19 protein-coding genes are annotated in these 21,732 nt (G+C 65.8%); 4 read left to right on the top strand and 15 right to left on the bottom strand.

Annotated elements, in window-relative coordinates:
* Positions 1–78 precede the first annotated feature (78 nt).
* The 7 genes from KF785_15870 to KF785_15840 form a co-directional block, all read right to left on the bottom strand.
* Complete coding sequence (locus KF785_15870) at positions 79–1,242, bottom strand: KamA family radical SAM protein (protein MBX3148241.1); 1,164 nt, start codon at positions 1,240–1,242, stop codon at positions 79–81.
* A gap of 11 nt (positions 1,243–1,253) precedes the next feature.
* Complete coding sequence (locus KF785_15865; GenBank protein ID MBX3148240.1) at positions 1,254–1,760, bottom strand: GNAT family N-acetyltransferase; 507 nt, start codon at positions 1,758–1,760, stop codon at positions 1,254–1,256.
* Positions 1,757–2,764 (bottom strand): ATP-grasp domain-containing protein, encoded by a 1,008-nt coding sequence (locus tag KF785_15860; protein ID MBX3148239.1) that lies wholly within the window; start codon positions 2,762–2,764, stop codon positions 1,757–1,759. The genes KF785_15865 and KF785_15860 overlap by 4 nt, the downstream gene beginning before the upstream one ends.
* Complete coding sequence (locus KF785_15855) at positions 2,761–3,888, bottom strand: hypothetical protein (GenBank protein MBX3148238.1); 1,128 nt, start codon at positions 3,886–3,888, stop codon at positions 2,761–2,763. Before KF785_15855 ends, KF785_15860 begins: the two co-directional genes overlap by 4 nt.
* A gap of 246 nt (positions 3,889–4,134) precedes the next feature.
* Entirely contained in the window at positions 4,135–5,994 is a 1,860-nt protein-coding gene (locus KF785_15850) for a multicopper oxidase domain-containing protein (protein MBX3148237.1), read from the bottom strand.
* Positions 5,995–6,020: 26 nt separating this feature from the next.
* On the bottom strand, positions 6,021–6,515 hold the full coding sequence (locus tag KF785_15845) for a dihydrofolate reductase (protein ID MBX3148236.1): 495 nt from the start codon (positions 6,513–6,515) through the stop codon (positions 6,021–6,023).
* Positions 6,516–6,517: 2 nt separating this feature from the next.
* Positions 6,518–7,312: a thymidylate synthase gene (locus KF785_15840; GenBank protein ID MBX3148235.1), complete on the bottom strand. Its 795-nt coding sequence runs from the start codon at positions 7,310–7,312 to the stop codon at positions 6,518–6,520.
* A gap of 220 nt (positions 7,313–7,532) precedes the next feature.
* Here KF785_15840 and aqpZ point away from each other — a divergent pair, with 220 nt between their 5' ends.
* From aqpZ to KF785_15820, 4 genes are all read left to right on the top strand, one after another.
* Entirely contained in the window at positions 7,533–8,219 is a 687-nt protein-coding gene (gene aqpZ, locus KF785_15835; GenBank protein ID MBX3148234.1) for an aquaporin Z, read from the top strand.
* Between the two features lie 161 nt (positions 8,220–8,380).
* Complete coding sequence (locus KF785_15830) at positions 8,381–9,664, top strand: radical SAM protein (protein ID MBX3148233.1); 1,284 nt, start codon at positions 8,381–8,383, stop codon at positions 9,662–9,664.
* A gap of 101 nt (positions 9,665–9,765) precedes the next feature.
* Positions 9,766–10,056, top strand: coding sequence for a type II toxin-antitoxin system prevent-host-death family antitoxin (locus KF785_15825; protein MBX3148232.1), 291 nt, complete (start codon positions 9,766–9,768; stop codon positions 10,054–10,056).
* Positions 10,053–10,478, top strand: a complete 426-nt coding sequence (locus KF785_15820; GenBank protein ID MBX3148231.1) for a type II toxin-antitoxin system VapC family toxin — start codon at positions 10,053–10,055, stop codon at positions 10,476–10,478. Before KF785_15825 ends, KF785_15820 begins: the two co-directional genes overlap by 4 nt.
* A gap of 37 nt (positions 10,479–10,515) precedes the next feature.
* On the opposite strand, the gene KF785_15815 is transcribed toward KF785_15820, so the two are convergent.
* From KF785_15815 to KF785_15780, 8 genes are all read right to left on the bottom strand, one after another.
* The gene (locus KF785_15815) at positions 10,516–13,806 is read right to left on the bottom strand and encodes a PD40 domain-containing protein (GenBank protein MBX3148230.1); all 3,291 of its coding nucleotides are present in this window, start codon (positions 13,804–13,806) and stop codon (positions 10,516–10,518) included.
* Between the two features lie 183 nt (positions 13,807–13,989).
* Positions 13,990–16,215, bottom strand: coding sequence for a TonB-dependent receptor (locus tag KF785_15810; GenBank protein ID MBX3148229.1), 2,226 nt, complete (start codon positions 16,213–16,215; stop codon positions 13,990–13,992).
* 194 nt (positions 16,216–16,409) lie between these two features.
* Positions 16,410–18,056, bottom strand: coding sequence for an FAD-binding oxidoreductase (locus KF785_15805; protein ID MBX3148228.1), 1,647 nt, complete (start codon positions 18,054–18,056; stop codon positions 16,410–16,412).
* Between the two features lie 7 nt (positions 18,057–18,063).
* On the bottom strand, positions 18,064–18,729 hold the full coding sequence (locus tag KF785_15800; protein ID MBX3148227.1) for a hypothetical protein: 666 nt from the start codon (positions 18,727–18,729) through the stop codon (positions 18,064–18,066).
* A complete protein-coding gene (locus KF785_15795; GenBank protein MBX3148226.1) occupies positions 18,729–19,622 on the bottom strand; it encodes a 3-hydroxybutyryl-CoA dehydrogenase in 894 nt (297 codons plus the stop codon). The genes KF785_15800 and KF785_15795 overlap by 1 nt, the downstream gene beginning before the upstream one ends.
* Positions 19,619–20,512 (bottom strand): hypothetical protein, encoded by an 894-nt coding sequence (locus tag KF785_15790; protein ID MBX3148225.1) that lies wholly within the window; start codon positions 20,510–20,512, stop codon positions 19,619–19,621. Before KF785_15790 ends, KF785_15795 begins: the two co-directional genes overlap by 4 nt.
* Complete coding sequence (locus tag KF785_15785; protein MBX3148224.1) at positions 20,502–21,350, bottom strand: zinc ribbon domain-containing protein; 849 nt, start codon at positions 21,348–21,350, stop codon at positions 20,502–20,504. Before KF785_15785 ends, KF785_15790 begins: the two co-directional genes overlap by 11 nt.
* On the bottom strand, positions 21,350–21,732 hold a 383-nt coding region (locus KF785_15780; protein MBX3148223.1), incomplete at its 5' end, for a hypothetical protein. The genes KF785_15785 and KF785_15780, both read right to left, overlap by 1 nt.

Raw genomic sequence — 21,732 nt, 5'->3', positions numbered from 1 at the left:
GTGGAATTGACGTCAGGGCAAAAAAATATGCGGCGGCCCCCGGCACCAGGCCGAGGACCGCCGCGGGTCACGGCAGGCTCAGGCCGACTTGCGCTTCCGGGTCGTTTTGGCCTTGATCGGTCGCGGCAGATCGAAGTCCGGGTTGAAGAGGTACTCGGGATCGATCTTCCGAACCGGGACAGCCGCATGTTCCGGCTGCTTGTAGACGAAGCGATCGCCGCGGAAGTTGCGGAGCACGATTTCGTCCTGGGCAAAATCCTCGACATAGTTGGGGAGCAGCGGAATCTTGCCGCCGCCGCCCGGGGCATCGATCACGAAGTGCGGGCTGGCAAGACCACTGGTCCAGCCGCGAAGTGCCTTCATGATCCGGAGCCCGGTTTCCACCGAGGTCCGGAAGTGCTCGCCCCCGGCCACCTGGTCGGCCATGTAGATGTAGTAGGGCCGAACCCGCGCAGCCAGCAGCTTCTGCATCAGGCGCACCATCACCTCGGGCGTGTCATTGACCCCCTTGAGCAGCACGGTCTGGCAGCCGAGCGGAATGCCGGCGTCGGCGAGCATGCCGAGCCCGCGGATCGCGGCTGGAGTCAGCTCGTCGGGATGGTTGAAGTGCGTATTGATGAAGAGGGGGTGGAACTTGTGCAGCGTGCTGCAGAGTTCCGGGGTAATCCGCTCCGGCATGTGGCAGGGAATCCGGCTCCCGATCCGAATGATTTCGAGATGCGGAATGGCCCGGAGCCGAGTCAGGATTGCCTCGAGCCGCCGCTCCGAGAGCATCAGCGGATCGCCGCCGGACATAATGACATCGCGGATCTCGGTGTGCTGCTCGAGATACTGGAAGGCGCTCTCGAACTGCGTCAGTGGAATCTTCTCGGGGTCGCCCACCTTCCGGCGCCGAGTGCAGAAGCGGCAATAGCTGGCGCAGACCGGCGAAACCAGGAACAGCGCGCGATCCGGGTAGCGGTGCGTGATGTTCGGAACCGGGCTGTCGGCGTCCTCATTGAGCGAGTCGACGATGCCGTCCTGCACATCGAGCTCGGCCATCGTCGGCACGTACTGACGCCAGATCGGATCGCCGGGTTCCTGGATCAGGTCGACCATGGCCGGAGAAATCCGGAACTCGAAGTTGTCGACCGCCTGCTTGAGCCGTTCGATCTGCTCGACGTGCTCTGACCCGAACCGCTCGGCCAGCTTGTCGAGGCTTGCGATCGACCGCGTTTTGAGATTCTCCTGCCACGTTGCCATTCAGTGTCTCCTCACCTGCGGACGTCCCGGGCATACTGCACGAGGTCATCTCCGGGTGCAAAGTGATCCGGGACCCGCGCGACCTGCCGATACCCATGTCGTTCATAAAAGGCCCGCGTCCGCGCATAGTCGGGCCGCCCGCTCGTTTCGACCAGCACCTGCATTGCCCGCCCCGCGATGCGGCGGTCCATCTCCTGCAACAGCGCCGTGCCGCAGCCGATACCCTGCGCCATCGGGTCGACCACGATCCAGTAGAGGTCGAACGTCTCGGGCGACTCAGGCACCGGGCCCCAGCATGCCCAGGCGGCGAGCGACCCATCAGACTCGACACCGGCGGTCTCGTAGTCCGAATCGACGGCCCCATCAGGCCCCGCACCCGTCGCGGCGTCGAACACCTCGAGGGCGATCTCGATCTCATGATCGAAGAAGAAGCCCGTTGCCCGGGTCATTGCTTCGACCCGCTCACGGTCACCGGGCTCGAGGAGGCGAATCCGCGAGAGCCGGTCCGTCACCATCATGCGATGGCTTTGACGTAGATCGACTCCGCCTGCCGGCGGCGCGCCGACCGTTCGAGCGCCTCGTCAACCACCTTCTGAATCAGGGTTTCGTAGTCCCAACCCCGGGCCCGCGCCATCCGCGCGAGACCCGCATTGGTCGAGATGTCCGGATTCGGGTTGACCTCGAGCACATAGGGCTGCCCGTCCGGTGCAATCCGAATGTCGACGCGTCCGTAACCTGACTCCTGCCCGATCACCTGCCAGGCAAGCCGGGCAACGGCCTCGACCCGCTTGGCCAACTCTGGAGACAACGGGGCCGGACAGATCGGCACGGTCCCGATGTCTTCCGGGCTGCCCTCGTCCCACTTGGCAGCATAGGTCACGATCGGCCAGCTGCCGCGCGGCATCTTGGCGAAATCGATCTCGGACAGCGGCAGCATTTCGGAGCCGACGAAGCCGACGTTGACCTCGCGACCCGGCACATACTCCTGGACCAGCGTGTCGTCCCAGAGTCCTTTGACCTTGGCCAGACGTTCCTTCAGCGCCTTGCGCGTGGTGCAGACGGAGCCGGAATCGATCCCGACGCTCGCATCCTCACCCGATGGTTTGACGATGACCGGGAACTTGAGGCCGGTCGGCACGGTATCGCGCTTGGCGTGAACGAAGGGAGGCACCGGCACGCCGTGGGCTGCAAAGAGCGTGTTGGCGATGTGTTTCCGGTGGGCAATCGTGACGGTCCACGAGGTGCAGCCCGTATACGGAATCCGGGCGAGATCGAGCGCCGCAACGGCGTAGTCCTCATACCGGGCAATCCCGTTGACACCTTCGATCAGATTGAAAATGGCATCACATCGCTGGGCCCGCTGCAGCCAGCGCACGTCGCCGAGCTTGACCGGAATGACCGTCGTTTCATGCCCGCCGGCCCGGAGCGCCCGCCGCACTGCGCGAACGTTCTCGAGGACCGAGGCCACGTCCTTCGGATCCCAGTCGCCGCCGCCGGCATCGTGCGTGATGCCAATCCTCATGCTGCAGCCTTGACGAGAAGTGACTTGCCGCTGATTCGGCGCCACGCGATATCGGCTACCGTCTGGATCAGCGTGTCGTACGACATGCCGGCCGCGCGCGCCGCTTTCGGAAAGCAGGAGTTGTCCTGCGGATTCGGGAGAATCCCAGGCAGCGGATTGACTTCGACCACATTCGGGCGACCCGATGCATCGCAGCGCACATCGACCCGGGCCCAGTCGCGGCACCCCATGACGCGATAAGCGGCAAGTGCAGCACTGCGGACTTCTCGCGCGAGGTCCTTGTCGATCCGGGCCGGGCAGTCGAACATCGCCAAGGGACGGTCCGGCGTATCCCAAAGCCACTTTGCTTCGTAACCGTAGATCGGCGGCGCGCCGAGCGGCAGCTCGTCGAAGCGCATCCCGACGAGGGGGAGGCAACGTGCCTCGCGGCCATTGCCAACAATGGCCACCGTAAACTCCTGCCCAGGCAGATACGCCTCGATCAGGACCGGCTGCTGGTAGACCTCGAGCAGTTCACCGACGACCGAGACCAGCTTTGCCCGGTTGGTGCAGAGACTCCGCGCCGTGATCCCCTTGCTCGACCCCTCGAGGGCCGGCTTGGCAAAGAGCGGAAACGGCAGCGTCACGTTGCGCGCATCCGCCCGCGAGTTGGCAACGATGAACGGTGCTGTCGGCACGCCGTGGTAGGCAAAGACTTCCTTCGCCCGCCCTTTGTGGAGCGACAAACTCAGGGTGAGTGGATCCGATGCGTGATACGGAACGCCCAGAAACTCGCAAATCGCCGGGACGTGCGCCTCGCGATTCACGCCGTAGAGCCCTTCCGCGATGTTGAACACGAAATCCGGCCGAGCATCGAGCAGGCGGCGGGGAAAATCCGCGTCCGCCTCGAGCCGAATCACCTTGCCGATGCCCGACAGCGCCCGCTCGACCGCATCGATTGTCTCAGCCTCATCCCACTCGGCATAGAGATCCGGTTGGGGAAGGTCAGAGCGAAGCGAGCGATTGAGGGCGGGAGCGGCGGGGGATGGAGCGGAGACGACAGAGTCTGGTGCGTTGTCCGCACCCGATGGCGACGTGGGGAGATTCGGCTTGAGATTGTATGCGAACCCTATTCGGACCGCCAAATGATCTCCTTGAAAAGGTGCGCTCAGCATGCAATGGAATCCGCATCGAGCGTCGGTATCGGCAACTACTCCTAACTAAGCTAAGAAATCACGTCAAAACGCACAATACATTTTTTGCCAAAAAGTCGAGATTGATCGACCTGAATGACACATTCGCGCGCTTTTTCCGGATTTTGGATGCGATGGGCGTCGCGTCGACCGCAGCAAACGGGGGCGATCGACGTGTCTGGCGGCAGAAATCTCAGGTCAATCGCGCGAGCGAACCTGCAGCGGCAGATCGATCGTCCAGAGGTCCGGCAAGCCGGAGGTTACCAGACGGTAGCGGTTCGCTCGATCGAGCCGAACTTCCACGTCGACGGTTTCGCCGGGGCCCATCACGAGGTCGGCGGCCGTCGGGACACGAAGGGATGCGTCGATCTCTGCGCCGTCCTTGGCGAGGATCCGCCAGGTGGCGACGCTGTCAGCTTGGCGCAGAGAGACCCGGATGCTGACTTCCGGATGGATGCTGATGATTCGGAAACGGTACGGCGTTCCCGGCGTGATCCGCATTGGTGCGGGGGCGCGGGCCCCGTTGACCCGCCCGTCGGTGAACGAGCCGGGCTCGCCGCCGACCACGACGAGCCGTTCTACCGCAGGATCGTACCCGCCGGGCGGGGCAACGATCAGCGGACCATACAGGCCGGAACCGATCTGGTGAGCTTCGTTCGAATGGGCGTGATAGATGAAGGTTCCCGCTCGCGGCGGAACGAAGGTCGCCACGAATGAATCTCCCGGGGCGATCGCTCCGGCAACAACGCCCTCCTTGCCGCTCCAGCCGGGGGCGCCATCGACGTAACTCTCGAGCTCGATGCCGTGCCAGTGCACTGCCGTCGGCGCGCGGAGCCGGTTGACGATCATGACGCGTACCGGCTGGTCCTGTTCGAGCACGACCAGTGGACTCGGCAACGAATCACCGGGCGCCGGGGGCCGGACGCCGTCTCCCGACCAGCGGTACTGGTACTGGATCGGCTGCTGAGCTGCCGACTGCTGCCGGTGAACTTCCAGACGCAGTCGTCGAGGCGGCGCTGCCGACCTCGGCAAGTCCGAGCTGTCACCAGTCACCACGATGCCGAGCACGAGTCCTCGCATCCCGTGGATGGAGTGATCGTGGCCATCCATCGTCTCGGCATCGGTCAGGTCGGGCACCTTGTCGAAGGACAGGTAGTGAGAGACGTGAAAGGCAAAGTGGCAATGAAAGAGCCAGTTGCCGGGCGTCGTCGGGGTCCAGCGCATTGCCATCGTCTCGCCGGGCTGCAGCGTTTCGGTGACGACGGTGGTTGGCCCTTGCCCTCGCGCTGCCGATGCGCCCGACCAGCTGCCTCGACTGGTAACATCGAAGTAGTGACCATGCAGGTGCATCGGGTGGGACTGGGCGCTCGAATTGAGCCAGATCCAGCGCGCCTCTTCGCCGCGCGCCATGGTCAGGCGCTCAGTGTGGGGCCATGAGCGACCGTTGATCACCATTACGTCGATGGGAACCCAGGGCTCGGGACCGCTCGAGTCGACCGGAACTGCCCAGATGCCAAGCACGAAGACCCGCTCATCCTCGCCGCGAACTCGGCCCAGCGAATCGACGATCAGCGCACCATAGAGCTGACTTTCCTCCGCAGTTCGCTTCTCCAGCGAGCTGCCGGTCGTGGTGCCCCAATAGAAAAAGTTGCCTGGCACGTTCGCGGTGAACTCGACGGTGCGCCCCTCGCCGGGACCGAGCGCGACCTGATCGATCTGCCCACCGGAAGGGGCGCTCAGGCCGAGCACGGTGACGGAATCGATCGCTCGATTGCGAAGCGCGAGGCGAATCCGGGTGCCCGCCACGACGCGAATCATCGGGCCCGGGATCGACGGCGCCGAACCGGTTTCCCCAAATGCCAGTACCTGGGCGCCGCCTCCGGTGCTGTCACCCGCATTCCACCAGCCGCGGGCCACGTCGAGACGGAGAGAAAGGAGGCCACCACTCAGCTTGCCGGCGGCTCGAAGGTTGTCATTGAATTCGATCGGGACGTCGGTCACGCGACCGGTGGAGCACCCCAGTACCGCAAGGAGCAACAGGCCCACGGGACGGATCATGCTACCTCCAGGTCAAATGCCTTACCTCAAGGACTGGTAAGCCTGCGGTACGTCCGGAAGGTAAAGCTGTACTGGTGTCGATCGTCGGAGGGATGGAAGGACTCGTCTTCGATGGCCCAGGCGGCCTCGTCGAAGTCGGGGAACAGGGTGTCACCCTCGACGTTGGCGTGCACGATGGTGAGGTAGAGTCTGTCGGCCCGCGGCAACGCGAGCTGGTAGATCGCACCGCCGCCAATCACGAACACCTCGGATTCGGTAGCGCCGAGTGCCAGTGCCTCGTCGAGGCTGGGCACCACCGTCACACCGGCGGGACGAAAGGTGGGGTCGCGTGAGATCACCACGTTCCGTCGGTTGGCCAGCGGTCGACGCACCTCATCGAACGTCTTCCGACCCATGATGATGGTGTGATCGACGGTGAGCCGTTTGAAGTGCTTGAGATCGTCGGGCAGGTGCCAGGGCAGGCCGCCATCGCGACCGATGACGCGGTTCTGGGCCATCGCGGCGACCAGGGACACCACCATGCTCAGACCGCCACCGGCGCCGGGATATGCGGATCGGGCTGGTAGCCGATCAGCTCGAAGTCCTCGAACTGGAAGTCGAAGATCGACGCCACGTCGGGCCGAAGCCGCATCGTGGGCAGCGGCTTGGGCTCACGGGTGAGCTGCAGCTTGGCCTGCTCGATGTGATTCGAGTAGAGGTGGAGGTCGCCGAAGGTATGAATGAACTCGCCCGCCTCGAGCCCGGTGACCTGAGCGACCATCATGGTCAGCAGTGCGTAGGAAGCGATGTTGAACGGAACGCCCAGAAAAATGTCGGCGCTGCGCTGGTAGAGCTGGCAGGACAGGCGACCGTCGACGACGTAGAACTGGAAGAGCGTGTGACACGGCGCCAGGGCCATCCGCGGCAGGTCGGCAACGTTCCAGGCGCTGACGATGAGGCGCCGGGAGTCGGGATTCGACTTGAGCCCCTCGATCACCCCGGCGATCTGATCGACCGTGCCGCCATCGCGGGTCGGCCAGGATCGCCATTGATATCCATATATAGGACCGAGTTCTCCCTCTGAGTCGGCCCATTCGTTCCAGATCGAAACGCCGTTCTCCTTCAGGTACGCGACATTGGTTTCGCCGCGCAGAAACCAGAGCAACTCATAAATGATCGACCTGGTGTGGACCTTCTTGGTCGTCAGGAGCGGAAATCCCTGCGCCAGGTCGTAGCGCACCTGTTCCCCGAAGACGCTCAGGGTGCCGGTGCCGGTGCGGTCGCTCTTGGAACGACCATGTTCGAGGACGTGGCGGAGCAGATCCAGATACTGGCGCATGCAGTAACCTAACCGATCCGAATCGACGTGGCGGTCGTTACGACAGCGGGGTTGCGGTGTCTTCGGCCGACGGTATCTTAGCGATTCCTTCCGACCTTTGCATGCCGACAAGACGTGTTCCGGAACGCCGCCCTTTGTGACGGCGACGGGATCTATTCGGCCGAGCCGGTGGGAGCGCATCTATCGCGCGGGCATCCATCGCGACTTCGAGGAGTCATCTATGAACAAGTATGGCGCGGAGTTCCTGGGCACCTTCTGGCTCGTCTTCGGTGGTTGCGGCAGCGCGGTACTCGCGGCGGCGTATCCGGGACTCGGAATCGGCTTTGCCGGCGTGTCGCTTGCCTTCGGACTCACGGTTCTCACCGGCGCCTACGCACTCGGCCATATCTCGGGCGGCCACTTCAATCCGGCGGTGTCGGTCGGGCTCTGGGCCGGGGGGCGCTTCCCTGCCAACCAGCTGCTGCCGTATATCGTGGCGCAGGTGGTCGGCGCGGTGGTTGCCGGCGGAGTGCTCTACCTGATCGCGAGCGGCAAGGCCGGCTTCGAAGTCGGTGGCTTCGCATCGAACGGCTACGGTGAGCACTCGCCCGGGGGGTATTCGATGCAGGCGGCGCTTATCATCGAAGTCGTGCTGACGGCGCTCTTCCTGGTCATCATTCTGGGCGCCACGGATTCGCGGGCGCCGAGCGGCTTCGCACCTATCGCGATCGGCCTCGGCCTGACCCTGATTCACCTGATCAGCATTCCGGTCACCAACACCTCGGTCAACCCGGCCCGCAGCACTGGTGTTGCCCTCTTTGCCGGCGGCTGGGCAATCCAGCAGCTCTGGCTCTTCTGGTTGGCCCCGATCGTCGGCGGCATCCTGGGCGCCACCATCTACAAGTTCATCGGCACCACCAAAGACTGACGCAGCGCAGGCTCTCCCCGAGACGGCGACGGGCGGATACCCCCCGTCGCCGGCATCGCTCGAAGGCCGGGAACAGGGCTGAGGCGTACGCGGCAGACCGCTCGACCTTGAGCTTCGGTTTTTGTTCGGGTAACTTCAGGAGCACCCCAGCCGGAGTCCGAATGAAGCAGCCCACGGATCTCGAAGCCAAGCTCGCGCTACTCATGTCACTGGCAGCCGACGACCGCGCCGGCCCCGGCGAAGGCGGCGTTCGTCCCCTGCCGCCGCGGCTCCGCAACGCGGGGCAGTCCGGGGCCCTGCGACCGCTCAACATTCGCTCGGTACGCATGGGCACCGGTGACACCACGTCGCTGCTCCGCATCCTGATGACGAACGCCTGCAGCTTCAACTGCCACTACTGCCCGATGCGACGAGACCGCAATCTGCCGCGCACCCTGCTCAAGGCGGAGGAGCTGGTGCGGATCTTTCTGGGCGCGGTTCGGCGCGGCTGGTGCAGCGGGCTGTTCATTACGACGGGCATTCCGGGACGGCCAGTGGCCGTGATGGACGAGCTGATCAAGGTGCTCGAGCTGCTGAGAGAGCGACACCGTTTCACGGGGTACGTCCACACCAAGATCGTCCCCGGCGGCGAGCCGGCGCAGGTCGCGCGCCTGGCCCAGCTCGCGAACCGGGTTTCCGTCAACCTCGAAGCACCTTGCGGAGAACATCTGACCCGGATCGCGCCGGAAAAACGGCTCACGACTGCCCTGACATCCCTCGAGCTGGCGCGAGGCGTTGTGACCCGCAGCAAAGATGCTGAGCGAGCGGGGCGGCCGCGCGATCCGCTGCACCCTGGGGCCACCGCCGGGATGACGGTGCAGTTCGTGGTCGGCGCCACGCCCGACAGCGATCGGACCCTGATCAGTACGGTCACGGATCTGTACGCGAAGGGCGGAATGCACCACAGTCATTTCAGTGCGTTTCGGCCGATTCGGGAAACGCCGATGGAAGAAACCAGGGCAACCCCCGCCCTGCGAGAGCAGCGCCTCTACCAGGCCGACCACCTGATTCGCGACTACGGCTTTGCGCCGGACGAGATCGTCTATGACGAGCGCGGCAACCTGCCGCTCGCCCGGGACCCGAAGGTGAGCTGGGCCCTCGCCTCGCCCGACTTGTTTCCGCTGGATGTGGACCGAGCCTCGTACCAGGAGCTGATCCGGGTACCTGGCATCGGTCGGGTCGCTGCGGAGCGGATCGTGGCCGGCCGGCGCTCAACCCTGATCCGCGGCGTGACCGACCTCCGCAGACTGGGGGTCATCACGGACCGGGCGGCCGGCTTCCTGACGATCCGAGGTCGCAAGTTGCGCAGCGACCGATGGGCCGAACAGTTGGGGTTCTGGACGCCCGAAGAGGACGTCGGGGCTCCCCAGCTTCTCTACGAGTTCAGCCCAGGCACCTTCCGCTAAAGTGCCCGGGTGTCGTGACCGGCCCAACGGCAAGAGGCACCCAAGACACGGCGCGCGATCGAGGTATAGCCGATGTGGCGTCATGTAGCTACATTGATGGCATGAAAGCCGTCGGCGTTCGAGAACTGAAGAACCGGCTCAGCGAGTACCTGCGCGCAGTCAAACGGGGGGAACGGGTCCTGATCACCGATCGCGGGCAGGTCATTGCCGAGTTGCGGCAACCCGTCGCCGACGGTCTGGACGGCGCCTTGCCCGTTGCCCTGACGATGCTGATTCGCGAGCATGTGTCGGTCGGACTTCCGAACACGCCTGAAGCGTATCCGATTCAGCCCCTGCGGGCGCCGGAAGGCACGGCACGCCAGCTCATCGACGAGCTGCGCGGCGAGCGATGATCCTGTACGCCGAGTCGAGCGCGGTCCTCGCTTGGCTCCTCGGCGAGGCAGATGGTAGCGCCGTACGAGCTTTACTGTCCCAGGCGCGCGTCATCTTTGCCTCGCGGCTCACCCTGGTTGAATGCGAGCGGGCCTTGGCCCGTCTCCAGGCTGGCGGCGTGCTCTCGGGCTCCGATACGGCGACCCTTCGGGAAACCCTGAACCATGCGGCGTCACATTGGTTACGGTACGAGATCAGCCCATCGGTGCTGGCACGCTCTGGTCAGCCATTCCCGGTGGAACCGATTCGGACGCTCGATGCGATTCACCTGGCCACCGCAATGGAGCTTCGCAGCGCGGAGTCTCGACTCGAACTCGTGACGCTGGACTCACGAATCCGCTCGAATGCGGCCCGACTGGGGCTGCGGGTCTGGCCGTCCTGACGCCAGCCCCGCTGGGCCGCTAGACTGGGCATTCGTCTCAGCGACTGCGGCGATATCCCGGCTCCGACCCCGGCTCGTACTCCCGCCACCATTGCGCCGGCAGCGGCCGCGCCGTTGGGGTGATTTGATCGAGGGTGTTACCGTCGTAGAGTTTGCCGCCGCGCATCACCTGGTACACTGCCTTCGAGTGTCGGATGTCGTCGAGCGGGTTGGCATCGAGCACCACCAGGTCGGCCAGCTTGCCGGGCTCCAGCGAGCCGAGATCCGTCTCGAGCCCGATGGCTTGCGCACCAAGTATCGTGGCCGTTCGCAAGGCGTCGTGCCGTGACATCCCGCCCGCCTGGATCGACCAGAGCTCCCAGTGATAGGCCAGGCCCTGCAGCTGGCCATGCCCGCCAACTCCGATCTTTCCCCCCGCCTCCACCAGCGCCTTGGCAAACTCGGCGTGCTTGGCGAAGATGTGCTCATCGGGGTGCACCCAGCCTGCCGTACCGGGGTTGCCGCCACGGCGCCGCGCCCGGGCATCGAGTTCGGCCGCGGGGAGGAATCGCATCAGCTTGGGATCATCGGCCACTCGCTCCGTAGCGTAGTAGTAGTTCTCCGCCCAGGGACCGCCGTAGGCCACCACGAGTGTCGGCACGTTCACGGTGCCGCTGTGTTTGAACAGCTCGACCACGTCTTCGAAGATCGGGTACACCGGCAGCGAATGCTCGATGCCGGAGTAACCATCGAGCGCGTGGGTGATCTCGAGGGCGTAGTCGATGCCGCCTTCGGTGGTCGGCATCAGCTCGAGCTCCCGCGCCGCCATGATAATCCACTGCCGCTGCTGCCGGTTGCCGCTCATGTACATCTTGAGCGTCTTGGTATCGTAGTACTGGCTGTAGCGGCGCATCACGTCGCGGGCATGATCGAGGCTGCGAATTCCCTCACCGAGAAATACGCCGGGTCCGGTCGAGTAGATCCGCGGCCCGATCATCGCACCCGTTTCCACGAGGTCGCTGTAGGTGAGCACGTCCGTCGTGGCGGTCTGGGGGTCACGCGCCGTGGTCACTCCGTACGCCAGGTTGGCGAGATAGGCCCACATCTGACCGAAGTGAACGCCGGGGGAGTGACGAAAGTGCGCGTGCGCATCGATGAACCCCGGGACGATCGTCTTGCCGCTGAGCTCGATGACGCGAGCCCCGGCCGGCACGCTTCCCCGAGGGCCGACCGACACGATCCGGTCGTTCCGAATCACGATGTCGGCGTTCTCGACGACTTCGTTGCCGCGCATGGTCACCACCCGGGCACCCCGCAGCACGAGATGCTGCTGCGGCACGTCGCGCGGTGCGGTGATTCTGACCCGGGTTTCGTCCGGACGGTAGCGCGGGCGCTCACGTCGGGTCGTGTCAGCCGGAATGTTCCGGGCCGTCCGCAGGCTGTCATCCAGTGCTTGCGCCCGGGTCAGATCGAAGCGGAGGTGGGCATTGCCCACCGACCAGCGGACTGCGTTGCCGTTGGCCTCCCAGACCGGGAACTCGCCGCCGATATCGGTCAGCTTGCGGACCGGAAACGCCGCGTTGGCCGGGTCGGCAACCGACACGGTCGGCACCTGACCGCCAACCATCGGCACGGTCACCACGTAGAGGTCGCTGCCGACCTGGGCCAGGGCGCGGTCGCCCGAGGGCGACATCAGGATCAGACCGGCCGGGGGCGGCGTCGTCCCTCCCGGAGGGGTCGATCCGGTGACCTTGAGATGCGCCTTGAGATCGGTGCCGTCCCAACGCATCGATACCAGGCCGTCAGCCGCGCTGTATGAGTAGATCCGCTCGGGCGCACTGCTGAAATGGGGAGCCTGCTTTCCACCGGTCGGCGCGATAACCGACACCTCGCCACCGGTCGCGGGAATCCAGACAAACTCCGCACCCAGACCCGCCACGAAGCGCTCGAGCGTTTCCTGCATGTCGCGGGCAGCCGCCCGCACGGCTACGATCCGTTGCCCATCAGGCGACCATGCCAGCTGCGCATAGCGAGCCGGTACCCGGGTCAGCCGCTGAGCCGAGCCGGCGCCCCGCACCGGCACCCGGTAGACGTGGCCGCCATCGCGATCGTTCCAGGTCACAAACGCGAGCGACGCGCCGTCAGGCGACCAGACCGGGTAGTGCTCTCCTTCCGCCAGGTTCGACACACGTCTCGGCGTGCCGTTCGGATAGTCCATCACATAGACCCGGCCGAGCGCCGAGAAGGCGAGGCGAGTCCCGTCCGGTGAGGGCACGGCGTCGCGAATCTGCCGGACCTGAACGGCGCCACTGTCGACCCGATAGGCAAACTTGACCTCGGGGCCAATCGTGATGTTCTCGTCGACCTGGAACGGAATCTTCGACGCGGCGCCGCCGGCCACCGGTATCCGCCAGATCTCGCCGCCGTAGGAAGCGATGACATCGCGTGAGTCGGGCGTGAAGGTGAAGCCTGGCAAGACATCGAGCGACGACGACCCTTCCTGGTCGTCGCGCTGAACCGGATAGGCCAGCCAGCGTTCGTTGCCGGTGGCCAGCTCCCGCAGTCGCAGGCCCGTCTCTGCCTTGTAGCGGGTGCCGTAGGCCAGCCACTTGCCGTCAGGAGACAGGGTGGGTCGAAACGCCGATCCCTGGCGGTTGGTCATCACGGTCTGCGTACCTGCTTCACGATCGTAGACCGCGATCTGATAGATCGGGAAGCGGGCGTCGTAGCTGAAGCCGCCGTTGCGGAAGGTGTGCCAGACGTAGCGCGAGTCCGGCCCGAATGCCGCGCCGAGCGTGAATAGCTGCGCAGGCTCGCGAATCAGCTGCACCCCGCTGCCACCGGAGACGTGGTGGAGCCAGAGCTTGGCCTGACCGGGGCCGCCGCCGGACCTCGTCACCACGATGGCCGAGCCATCGGGGGTCCACTCGGGAGAGGCAACGCCCTGAAGATTGCCCCGGGTTAGCTGGACAGTATCGCGACCGTCGAGCGACATGATCCAGACATGATCCGACCCGCTGCGATCAGAGACAAAGGCAACGCGCTTGCCGTCGGGACTGATTCTTGGCTGCGCATCGAAGGCCAGGTCGCTGGTCAGCCTGGTGGCGCGACCGCCGGCAATCGGCAGGGTGTAGAGATCACCCAGGAGATCGAAAACCAGGGTGCGCCCGTCGGGTGTGATGTCGAGGGAGATCCAGGTGCCCCGCGCGGTGTTGAGTCGGAACGTCCTGGTTCCAGCCTGGAGCGGGAGACCGGCCGTGGGGCGGCGGGCCGTGTCCTGCACCGCAGCCTGCGCCACGATGACGGAAGGAGTCGCAACGAGCACGTGGGCGACGAACAAAGCGAGCATCGGCTCAAGCTCCGCATGGGACAGCAGGGCGGGTGACAAACGGCACGGGACGCAATCTCCCCGGGCCCGGGGCAAGGCAAATCTACAGCCGGTATGAGCCCTGCGGAGGGGCGATGACTTCCCGAGCCTCGAGGGGGGCGGCACCCTCACGCCCAACCGGGGCGCGAGAGTGCTGTGCTGCGCTTAGAAGTGCACCCGCAATCCGGTGCCGAAGTAGCGGCCCGGATTTCCCCGAGCGCCATCGGACCCCCGATGCGAGATACGCCGCTCATCGAGCAGATTTTCCCCGCGGGCGTAGAGATCGATCGACGACGTCAACGCATACGAGGCCGACAGATCGAGCGTGACCAGTGACTCGGTCACCAGGAACCGACTGTCCACTCCCGGCCGCTCGCAGGTCGTCGTGGTGCAGGTGCTGCCCGCGTAGTTGAGGCCCAGGTTCAGGGCGAGGCCGGCGCTATGTTCGACACCGGCAACCAGTCTGCCGATGTGCTTCGGGGTATAGTCGAGCACGTCGCCCTGCTGCACCCCGTTGGCCACATCGGCACCGCGGGTGTACTTGCCCTCGGTGTAGGTATATGCCAAGCGGACCGGGAGCCGCCATTCGTTCCGGTCGACCAAGTTACCCGAGAAACCCAGCTCGACGCCATACACCTGCTTGGCACCGTCCTGCTGCACGCCCAGGATCGCGCCATCTGCGCAGGGGTTTGCGACGAGGCAGTTGCGCAGCGCGTTGTCGTAATCGCTGTAGAAGCCGATCAGGTCGAGACCGTACGCCGCCCGTCGAAAGCGGAAGCCGCCTTCGAAGTTGGTGCTTTCCTCGCCGCGACTGCCTTCGATGGCTCCCGATCCGGGAGGCGCAAAGCCCTGATGCACACCGGCCAGGACCGTCCATTGCGGGCCGATTTCGTAGTTGACGCCGAGCCCGAGCGTCGTCTTCTCGAGTCGATTCCTGGCGCTGGTCGGAACCGCAACATCGGCGCGGCTGCTGATTCGCTCGTGGCGCAGCAGCGGCAGCAGGGCGAGGTCGCCAATCCGAATCCGATCCGCCAACCAGAAGGCGGTTGCCTTGGCATACCCCTCGTTAGGCGTGGCAGTCGCCGCCCCGCGGAACACGAGGCTGCCGTTGACCTGGTCGTAGATCAGATTGGTTTCGGTTGCCGTGTTGCGACTTTCGTCCTCGTGCCGCCGGATGCCGCCGACCAGCTCGTGGGCAACCGTGCCCGTGGTAAAGGCGGTTCGGGCCTCGAGCTGAACTCCTTTGGCAATGAAGTTCTGGTAGTTGTTGCCGTAACGCACGCCGTTGGCGTGGGTGGTGTTCGCGGTACCGTCGAGGATGCCTTGCAGCAGCGCGGCGTTGGCGCCGCCGTTGTTGATCTGCGAGGTCACCCCGGACCCGCCGATACCGACGCCGTTGATCTGATTGAGCCGAGTATAGTCGCGGTGGGTATCGGTGTAGTAACCAGTCGTGACCAGCGTAATCCCGGGTGCAAAGCCGATCCGATACTGGAGACTCGCCGACTTCCTGCCGCGGTTCATCCGCTCGAGCTCGCTCAAGCCATAGCGGCGATCCGGATTCCGACGGAAGTCGGCGTCGGTCAGGCCAAGATAGGAGACGTCGGCGTACTCCGTGCCGTGCAGGAGCTTGAGATCGAGCTGCTGCTGAACCGACGCGGCGGCGTCACTCTTCCATCGCAGTTTGAGCAGATAGTCCGCGATGTCGTTGCCGGCCGTTCGGGTCGATCGATCGATCCGCTGGAATCCGTCGGTGCGGTGCGGATAGGCTTCGACGAGGAAACCGAACTGGCCCAAGGTTCCGCCGGCCCAGGTGTGGACCTTGCGGGTGTCCCAGGCGCCGAGTTCGACGTTGACGAACCCGGTTGGGCTCTCGGGAATCGGGGTCGACAGCAGATTGATCGCGCCGGAGGTCGTCTGCGGCCCGTACCGCAGAATCTCAGGCCCCTTCAGCACTTCGACACTGCTCATGCGACCGACGGCCGGGAAATAGTAGGCCGAGGTGTTGGCGTAGGGTGCCATGGCGGCGGGAATGCCGTCTTCCAGAATCGAGATCCGATCGCTTCGCCCCGAGGACGAGGCCCGAATGCCGATCCGAGGAAAGGTGCCCAGGCCGTCTTCTTCGCGGAGGTAGACGCCAGGTACGCTGCGCAGAATGCTGTGCACGTTGGTGAACTCGAACTGCCGCAGCTCTTCGGACCGGATGACATAGGCTGAGCCGGTCGCGAGGCGCGCCTGCTCCCGGGTTCCGATGACGACGACGTCCTGCAGGTCTGTGGTTCTGGTCGTATCCCTGCTCTTGGCCGGCTCGCTCTGCGCGAGTACCTGTGAGGCGAGGGTCAGACTGAATGCAAAGGCGACGGCGCCCGCGCGGATCCTGCCAGGGTTGATCATTGCGTTGCTGCTCCTGCGGAATCGATGGCGCGTCTGCCGACATGCCACTCGAATAGGGTTTTGTAGATGAAAACGGATTTCATTCTCTTGCGAGAATCTATATACGATAAAGTCGGTCATGATTTGACGCAATCCCTGCCAAGCCCGAGGTTCGCCCCTCGGTATTGTGACGAAAGCTCTTACGGGATCGGGATTCAGCTCAACGGTACGCCCAACGGGTCGTCGGCCAGCGCCAGGCGGGAGCAGGAGTACCCCGCCTGCCGTTCGAGGCGACGCAAACCCGCCTCGACATCGCTGGGAATCGGAGCTGCGGAGCTGCCGACTTTGAGCGATTGCAGCGGGTCGATGCCGTCGCCAAGCTTGATGCCCGGGTTGAGGATACCCACCGGATCGAAGGCCCGCTTGATCTGCCGGAAGATCTGGCTGACCTCGAAGCCATAGACGCGCTCGGTCAGACCGGCGCGGAGGCGGCCGTCGCCGTGCTCGCCGCTCGGGCTCCCGCCCAGCGCCACCACGAGCTGCATCACGTCGTCGTAGACGGCGCGGACCCGCTGCTCCCAGCCGTCCTTGGTCACATCGGGCAGCAGGTTGGCGTGCACGTTGCCGTCACCGGCATGACCAAAAAGCACCACCGGTACTTCGCGCCGGATCGCAATGGCCGCGACCGCCTCGAGGTACTCGCCCAGGCGAGCTACCGGAACGCAGCCGTCCTCGATGACTTGCATGGTCCGGAATTGCTCACCGAGCGAGGCCAGCTTGGGACTGGCCGCATGCCGAATCGACCAGAGCGACTCGACCTCCGCGTCATCTTCGCCCACCGCGACCTCGAGGCTCTCGGGCCGCAGGATGCCGACCGCCCGCTCGAGATCGCCGGCGAGCGTCGCGGCATCGCTGCCCTCGAACTCGACCATGAAGATCGCGGCGGCGCCGGCCAGCCGGTCACCGCGGGGCACCGCACGAATCGCATCGTCGACAAAGCGAATGAAGGTGCCGTCGAGAAACTCGAGTCGGCTCGGCGCCAGCTCCAGCAGCGCCGGAATGGTGTGGGAAATCCGCCGAGGATCGCGCAACGCCGCCCGGAGCCCGACTCGATGCGGAGGAATCGGCTCGAGGCGCCAGACGACTTCGGTGACGATACCCAGGGTGCCTTCGGCGCCGATGATCAGGTCGAGCAGGTCGCCGGACTCGAGAAACGAGTCGAGGCCATACCCGGCGGTGTTCTTGCGCACCTTGGGAAAGCTCGAGGCAACCCGCCAGCGGGCCAGGCGGAGCGTATCGGCCAGCATCCCATCGATCCGCTCGACCAGCGCGCACCGGGGGGCCGGGTTGCCACGCTCCAGCTCGAGAGTATCACCGTCGGCCGTGACCAGCGTGAGGCCCTGAACCCAGCGGCGGACCGGGCCGTACTTGACCGTCCGGCTACCGGCGGCGTTGGTGCCGATCGCACCGCCGGCGGTGACCCAGCGCTCGCTGGAAGGATCGACCGGCATGCGCAGCCCATGCCGGGCCGCCGCTTCGCGCAGGTCGCCGAGCCGCACCGCCGCTCCGGTGGTCGCGAGGCAGCGGACCGGATCGACGCTGATCGGCGCGCCATCGAGCGCGGTCAGGTCGAGCGCAACACCGGAGCCAACGTTTCCGCCGGACATTCCGCTCCCGGCGCCGCGCGGCACCAGCGGCACGCCGTGCTCGCTGGCCCAGCGGACCAGGTCGATCAGCGCTGCCGTCGTCGAAGGCACGGCAACGGCGTGGGGAATGACGCGATAGATCCCGGCGCCCTCGGAGTAGGCAGCCCGGGCGCGGTCGTCGGTGCGCCAGATGCCAGTAAAGGTCGGAGTATCCACGCTGAGGTCAGACGTGGGGATGCAACGTCAGCGGAGCGAGGCGACGGGTCGCCTCCGATCCTGCCGAGTCCGGCGCCGGTGCGGGCCGAGCGGTGGTATCGCGCGCAGCGGTGTCGGGCCGCGCGGGCGGCTGCGCGCCTGGAGACGGCGTGCCGGGTGGCGGCGTGGCGACCGAGTCGGTCGGCGCGCCGTACCGCGCGCTGAGCCGCTTGAGCACTTCGCCAACCCGGCGGTTGACCGGATGAATCAGGTCGACCGGCGCTTCGAGCTCGCGGGACGGGCGCGACGGATCGGCCATGGTGTTGTAGCTCGTCTCGGCCTCGACCTGGGCGTAGCCCGGCATGGTTGGGTTGATCCAGACCCGGACCCGGACCGTGTTGCTGCCCAGCGGGCGGCGACCGACCGGACGCAGCGTTTCTGCATCGAGCCAGGCCGATTCGAGATAGCCGTCGAACCGGCGCACCTTGGCAAAGGGAATGCTGTCCGCCTCCAGGTAGGCGAGCACCGTGTCGGTAATCTGCATCACGGTCGCGGTGCGGTCGATCAACCCGAACCCGATCTCGACATGCTCGGCCTCGGGAAACGGATCGAAGTAGGGTCGCCCCGTCGTTGCGCGGCAACCGACTGCCACCCCGGCCGCCACCAGCAGCGCCACCGCCAGCCTCGGCCGCATCAGATACCGAGGTTCGCCGGCGCCGGCGGGTTGACGGAGTAATCGTAGAAGCCGCGCCCCGTCTTACGACCGAGGTGACCGAGCAGCACCAGGCGCTTGAGGAGCGGCGGCGGAGCATAGCGGGTTTCGCGGAACTCCTTGAAGAGAATCTCTGCCGCGTTGTAGCAGACGTCGAGCCCGGTAAAGTCGGCCAGGGTCAGCGGACCCATCGGGTGGTTGCAGCCGAGCTTCATGGCCTTGTCGAGATCCTCGACCGACGCCACGCCGTGCTCCAGGGCCCGCACCGCATCGAGCATGTAGGGAATCAGCAGCAGATTGACGACGAAGCCGGCGCTGTCTTTCGCAGCAATCGGCTCTTTCCCGATCCGGCGGGCCCAGGCAAACGCCGCATCGAAAACAGCCGGCGAGGTCGTGACCGTCCGAACGACTTCGACCAGCGCCATCAGCGGCACCGGGCTGAAGAAGTGAAGGCCGACGAACTGGGTCGGACGCTTGGTAACGGCCGCCATGGCCGCAACCGTGAGACTCGAGGTGTTGGTCGCGAAGATCGACGTGGCCGGCGCCCGTCCGTCGAGATCACGCCAGAGCGCGTTCTTGACCTCGAGATCCTCGAAGATCGCCTCGATCACGAGGTCGTTGCCGGCAACGGCATCGAGATCGGTGGTGAAGCGAAGGCGGCCCAGAGCGCCGTCGCGCTGCTCGGCCGAGACTTTGCCTTTCTCGACCAGCTTGGCAAGCGACCCTTCGATGGCCGCGCGCGACTTCGCGAGCTGCGCCTCGCCCACATCCCGGATCACGGTCGGAAGGCCCGCAACAGCCGAGACCTGGGCAATCCCGCTGCCCATCAAGCCGCCGCCGACCACCCCGACCGATTCGATCTTCACACCGCTCATGACCGTTTGTCCTTGTGTTGCTCACCTGACGTCAATGCCCGCCTGACCTCGTTGGCCAGCAGGTCCATGATTCCCGGGGCGCGCTTCGGCAGCTCGTGCGCCGGTTTGACTCCGCCCCGCTCCAGGAAATCGAGGGCCCGCTCGAGGCCGAGCTGGACCCGCTCCACGATGGGCGGATAGCTGCGTACAACGACGCTGCTGATCAGGAGTCCAAGCCCGACCGGCAGGGCCGCGACCAGGCTCATCGCGCCCAGCGCCGCAAGGATCGCGGTGCCGCCGATGCCCAACCCGGTCGCCACCGACGCACCGATGACGTGATCCCGCCGCACCGACCGCAGCCGGGCACTCAGGGTCACATGGGTGTAGCCGCGTTCCAGCCCGGTCACCGTGGCCACCACGACCTCGGCGCGCGAGAGCATGAACTTGGGCTTGCTGGTGTCGAGCGACGCCGCACCCCGCCGAATCGCGGCTTGCATACCGCGCAGCGGCTCCCAGCTGATCCAACCCGCCTGCTGCCGCTGCACCACCATCAGCTCGTTCTTTTCCATCCAGCGGAGCAAGGCCTCGAGCACATCGGCGGAGTCGCCTTGGACCACGCGCTGGGCCTGCAGGTCGGCCGGACCGACCAGCCGACCGGTGAACGACTGATCGGGCGCCACGGTTGCTGCCGCCTGATGCTCCAGCATGGCCTGCTGGAGATACTTGGTCGGGATGCCGACGTCCTTGCCGAGTGCCAGCACTTCGTCGGGCGTGAGGTGGTCGCCCACCTCTCGCTCGCCGGTCTGCAACTCGGCAGCCCGCTGAATGATCTTGTCCAGCGTGGCACGATCGATGGTTGCCGGAACCCGGTTGCCCGGGGCGCGCGGATCCGGGGTCAGGTTACCGGACATGGGCCTCTCCACATGCCCCGCAATATCGCCATTCCGGCTCCATCTCGCTGCCGCAGCGGCGGCAACGGCGGACCCCGACGCGCTCACCGCAGAACGGACAGAACGCGAGCGGTCGATCGGTCGGGAGGGCCGTCTCACAGGAGGTGCAGACCTGTTCGCCGGAGGAGGTGGCCGTCACGCCGTCGACTGAGACGCTGTCGGCCAGCGGCTCGAACGGCTCGGGTGGCGGCCTGACGCCGGCAACCGGCGCAGCAGCCGTGGCCTCGGGCGCGACGGGACCTTCGAGAGACAGCTCGAGAGTGTCGCTCTCGGCGTCCTCCTCGTCGCCGGCGGGGTCCGACGAGTCAGCACTGGCGGGCTCAGCTCGCTCCGCATCGGCGGCAGGTTCGACCGGGACTTCATCCTCGGCGGCCGAGCGGACGAAGTCCACCGGAGCCACGAGCCCAGTAACCGGCGCCTCCCGAGCAGCCGTCTGGGCTTGCTCCGCAGACTCGGCGGCCGCGAGTCGATCGGTCAGGCCCGGGGCCAGCTGGAGTGTGGTGTCTCCCAGCAGGTCGAGCAGATCGAGGTCCGGCACCGGCGACGCGACCTCCTCACGGGCCCGCTCTGCCGCATCCGGCGGCGTGGTCCGCGCGTAGCCGCCCTCCTCGGCGGTCAGGCGGAGAACCAGCAGCTCGTAGTCCTCGTTGCTCGACAGCTTGAGCGCCGAGCGATGCATCCGATACGGCAGGATGGCGTCGCGCAGCTCGGCAACGGTGAAGGGTCGCTGGGCGCCGGCGGGGTGACGGGCCCGGAGGGTCTCCAGCAATCGCTTCACGAAGCGTTCCAGGTCGGGCATCACCGATCTCCTGCGGCCGCGCTCACGGCGCGCTCGTCCAACGACATGGCAAACCGTTCTCCCGCGGCCACCCGCTGCTCCAGCACCGCGTACGAGGCGTCCGGATCGGACTCCAGGTAGCGGCCTTTCTCGCGTTGCGCAGCAAGCCACTCGGGCAGGGTCGACTCGACGGCGCCCTTGGTGGCGATTTGCTCTCGGGCCGCCCGGATGGCCAGGTCATTGACGAATTCGTTCTTGAGATGCCCCGCATGCCCCCGCACCCAGACCAGCTGCGTGTCGTGCAGCGTCAGGGCCGAATGGAGCGAGCGCCAAAGCTCGAGATTCTCGATCGGACCGGCTTTGCGCTTCCAGCCGCGCGCCACCCAGCCGGGCAGCCATTCAC

It is taken from the genome of Gemmatimonadales bacterium, assembly GCA_019637315.1.
Classification (GTDB): Bacteria; Gemmatimonadota; Gemmatimonadetes; order Gemmatimonadales; family GWC2-71-9; genus SHZU01.
Note: the sequence above shows the minus strand (reverse complement) of the source record. Positions and strands in the feature narration are given on the sequence as shown.

Excerpts from the sequence above, each read along its gene's own strand:
- KF785_15870 (MBX3148241.1), bottom strand. The coding sequence starts at position 1,242 with ATGGCAACGTGGCAGGAGAATCTCAAAACGCGGTCGATCGCAAGCCTC.
- KF785_15865 (MBX3148240.1), bottom strand. The coding sequence starts at position 1,760 with ATGATGGTGACGGACCGGCTCTCGCGGATTCGCCTCCTCGAGCCCGGT.
- KF785_15860 (MBX3148239.1), bottom strand. The coding sequence starts at position 2,764 with ATGAGGATTGGCATCACGCACGATGCCGGCGGCGGCGACTGGGATCCG.
- KF785_15850 (MBX3148237.1), bottom strand. The coding sequence starts at position 5,994 with ATGATCCGTCCCGTGGGCCTGTTGCTCCTTGCGGTACTGGGGTGCTCC.
- KF785_15845 (MBX3148236.1), bottom strand. The coding sequence starts at position 6,515 with ATGGTGGTGTCCCTGGTCGCCGCGATGGCCCAGAACCGCGTCATCGGT.
- KF785_15840 (MBX3148235.1), bottom strand. The coding sequence starts at position 7,312 with ATGCGCCAGTATCTGGATCTGCTCCGCCACGTCCTCGAACATGGTCGT.
- aqpZ (MBX3148234.1), top strand. The coding sequence starts at position 7,533 with ATGAACAAGTATGGCGCGGAGTTCCTGGGCACCTTCTGGCTCGTCTTC.
- KF785_15830 (MBX3148233.1), top strand. The coding sequence starts at position 8,381 with ATGAAGCAGCCCACGGATCTCGAAGCCAAGCTCGCGCTACTCATGTCA.
- KF785_15825 (MBX3148232.1), top strand. The coding sequence starts at position 9,766 with ATGAAAGCCGTCGGCGTTCGAGAACTGAAGAACCGGCTCAGCGAGTAC.
- KF785_15820 (MBX3148231.1), top strand. The coding sequence starts at position 10,053 with ATGATCCTGTACGCCGAGTCGAGCGCGGTCCTCGCTTGGCTCCTCGGC.
- KF785_15815 (MBX3148230.1), bottom strand. The coding sequence starts at position 13,806 with ATGCTCGCTTTGTTCGTCGCCCACGTGCTCGTTGCGACTCCTTCCGTC.
- KF785_15810 (MBX3148229.1), bottom strand. The coding sequence starts at position 16,215 with ATGATCAACCCTGGCAGGATCCGCGCGGGCGCCGTCGCCTTTGCATTC.
- KF785_15800 (MBX3148227.1), bottom strand. The coding sequence starts at position 18,729 with ATGCGGCCGAGGCTGGCGGTGGCGCTGCTGGTGGCGGCCGGGGTGGCA.
- KF785_15795 (MBX3148226.1), bottom strand. The coding sequence starts at position 19,622 with ATGAGCGGTGTGAAGATCGAATCGGTCGGGGTGGTCGGCGGCGGCTTG.
- KF785_15790 (MBX3148225.1), bottom strand. The coding sequence starts at position 20,512 with ATGTCCGGTAACCTGACCCCGGATCCGCGCGCCCCGGGCAACCGGGTT.
- KF785_15785 (MBX3148224.1), bottom strand. The coding sequence starts at position 21,350 with ATGCCCGACCTGGAACGCTTCGTGAAGCGATTGCTGGAGACCCTCCGG.